Source organism: Flavobacterium sp. ZT3R18 (assembly GCF_007097385.1).
Lineage (GTDB): Bacteria > Bacteroidota > Bacteroidia > Flavobacteriales > Flavobacteriaceae > Flavobacterium.
Map to the genome: position 1 here is coordinate 1 of NZ_VJZS01000054.1, position 2,376 is coordinate 2,376.

2 protein-coding genes are annotated in these 2,376 nt (G+C 29.2%); both read right to left on the reverse strand.

Translation table 11 applies throughout. The features are described from left to right. Positions 1-91 precede the first annotated feature (91 nt). Positions 92-1,051, reverse strand: coding sequence for a retron St85 family RNA-directed DNA polymerase (locus FNW52_RS20490; protein ID WP_143379326.1), 960 nt, complete (start codon positions 1,049-1,051; stop codon positions 92-94). A gap of 189 nt (positions 1,052-1,240) precedes the next feature. Continuing rightward, the gene (locus FNW52_RS20495; RefSeq protein WP_143379327.1) at positions 1,241-2,134 is read right to left on the reverse strand and encodes a retron St85 family effector protein; all 894 of its coding nucleotides are present in this window, start codon (positions 2,132-2,134) and stop codon (positions 1,241-1,243) included. Positions 2,135-2,376 lie beyond the last annotated feature (242 nt).

Sequence of the window (2,376 nt, forward strand, 5' to 3'; positions counted from 1 at the left end):
GCCGTATACGAGACCCGTACGTACGGTGGTGTGAGAGGCGCACTCCGTCAGTTTCTGGCGGAGCCGTCTACTCGATTGGCGGTAGTTTTTTTTATTTAATTAGGAACTGAATCATTGATTTTGGATGTTTTTTATACAATTCAGCTATGTATTTATTTGCTTTAGCTAATCTGTCTTTATCAACACTATTTAAATATGAAAGCCAACCACCAACTTCATTTAATAATTTCACATTTCCCATTTCTATTGGTTTTGTCAAATGATGAATTTTCGCTCTTACGTTTTTATATTTTTTTTGTCCAATACCTATATTTTCATCAGAAATAACCAATCCTGTTACTATTTTTGCTCTAGCTGAACTTGCAATTCTAGTCTTTGAATGATTAATAATAAAATTTTCACTTTCAATAATTTTTGAAATCATTGGAATTATGCGAACAACATTTGCAGGATTTAATCCTGAAAAAGATAAATCATCAGCATATCGAGTGTAATTTATTCCACGTTTACCTACATATCCTTGTATTCTTAAATCCAATTTCCAAGCACATAAATTTGCAAGTTTTGGAGAACAAGGACTGCCTTGAGGTAAGAAACCTTTATAAGTACAAATATTTGTAAAGATGGTTGAAATTAAATCGTTATAGCCTAAAGTTTTAAAAATGTTAAAAACTTGTTTACTTGTAATATTTGGGAAAAAGTCTTTAAGATCTAATGTTAATATTGTATTTGCTCCTTTATGGGGTAATGCATTATCTAAAGTAGAACTTTTTTTTTCAAAACCTTTACAGGAATTAGAAACCTTTGTTTTGTCTAAAATGTTAACTAAAATCCAAGACTGAAATCCCTTGAGTTTTCTACTTGGTTGACATATTATTCTAGGTTTTCCTGATTTTTTAAGAATACTGTATGTACAGTAATAGAAATCAGATTTTTCAGATAATTGATATATTGTATATTTTGAAATGTGAGTGATTAATGAAAAATCATCTAAAGTTTGGATTACTGGTAATCCAAGCATATTAAGTTTTATAATTCCATTATTACTCATCGTAATCAATATTGTTATTATTAAAGGATATAGGGAAATATTTTACATCTAAATTCTTGAGCGAAATTTAAATAGGAAATCAAGGTTGATTTTCTGTTTAAAATTTGTGATGATAAAAATGAGTTTAAAACTCGATTGTCGGAACAACAACCACTCGTATTAATGAAAACACGTCTAAAATTTTTCTCCCTATACCTTTAATTTCTTTTTTCTATTCTTAAAATTTAATATTTCTAATCTTAAGTCGTCAATTTTTATTGTTTCAGTTTGTCTTTTATCTCTTTTACTCGCAACTGTAAATTTTAAAAAACTTTCAACGCCTAAAGTAGTTAATTTATATCCATTAGTAGTAAGTTCTATGTGTCTTTTTTTTGTTAAACTAGTTAATGCGGTAGTTGTTAACTGAAATGGATTTTCTTCGTCTTTTGTTGCAACTTTTACGAGTTGAATTAAAGTGTCTTTTGAAATTGGTTCCAATAAGTATATTGATGGTAACAAAAAATTATCTATTTGTAATAAAGAAATAACATCACTTTCTTTCGAACTCGTACTTTTCATCTTTCTTAATGAAGAATTAAGTTTAGTTATTTCTTCTTTTATATTATGTGGATCAATAAAAATAAGTCCGTGTGGATTTTCTTTTTTAACTAGTTTTAAAGGTCCTTGATTGATGAAACTTTTATCTTTTTTATATTTTACATCAACTAAACAAATTAATTTTTTTCTCAATTTTTCGTCATTAGCAAATGCGCCTAATTCGGCAAAAGAACCTGGACTTTCTGGAATGATAACAATTGCATCAACACTATTTGCTAATAAACCTTCTAATGATAATAAATCACTTTTTTTTGAGCTAAACAATAATTCATCAAATATATCTTCAGGGTAAATTATGTCATAGAAATAAGAAGATGGCCAATTTTGCTTTATTTCTTCTGCAATCTTATATCTTATTTTATCTTTTTGTGAAATATCCGCTCCGCATAAGAAAATTGTAGTCTTAAATGTATTTGCAGGTTTGTATACATTTTCTCTAATTTTTGTAGAGAGTATTATGCAATCTTCTTTTGTTATATCACTCATTTTTTCTGTTTTTAGGCAAAATTACCGCCAACGTCCCGCCGCTTGGCGAGGTTGGGGACTAAATTAAGATTTATTCTTCGGTTAAACACAAAATTCACAAATACAAGACCAATTTTAAATCCAGCCTAAAACCCCAATCTAGCCAAACGGCTGTGTGTGCCTTGTATGCGCTTCCATTCCTACAAACGTAAGGAATTTATCTAGAGGGTGCAAGTCCCTTATCGGCAAGTTGTTGATTTTAT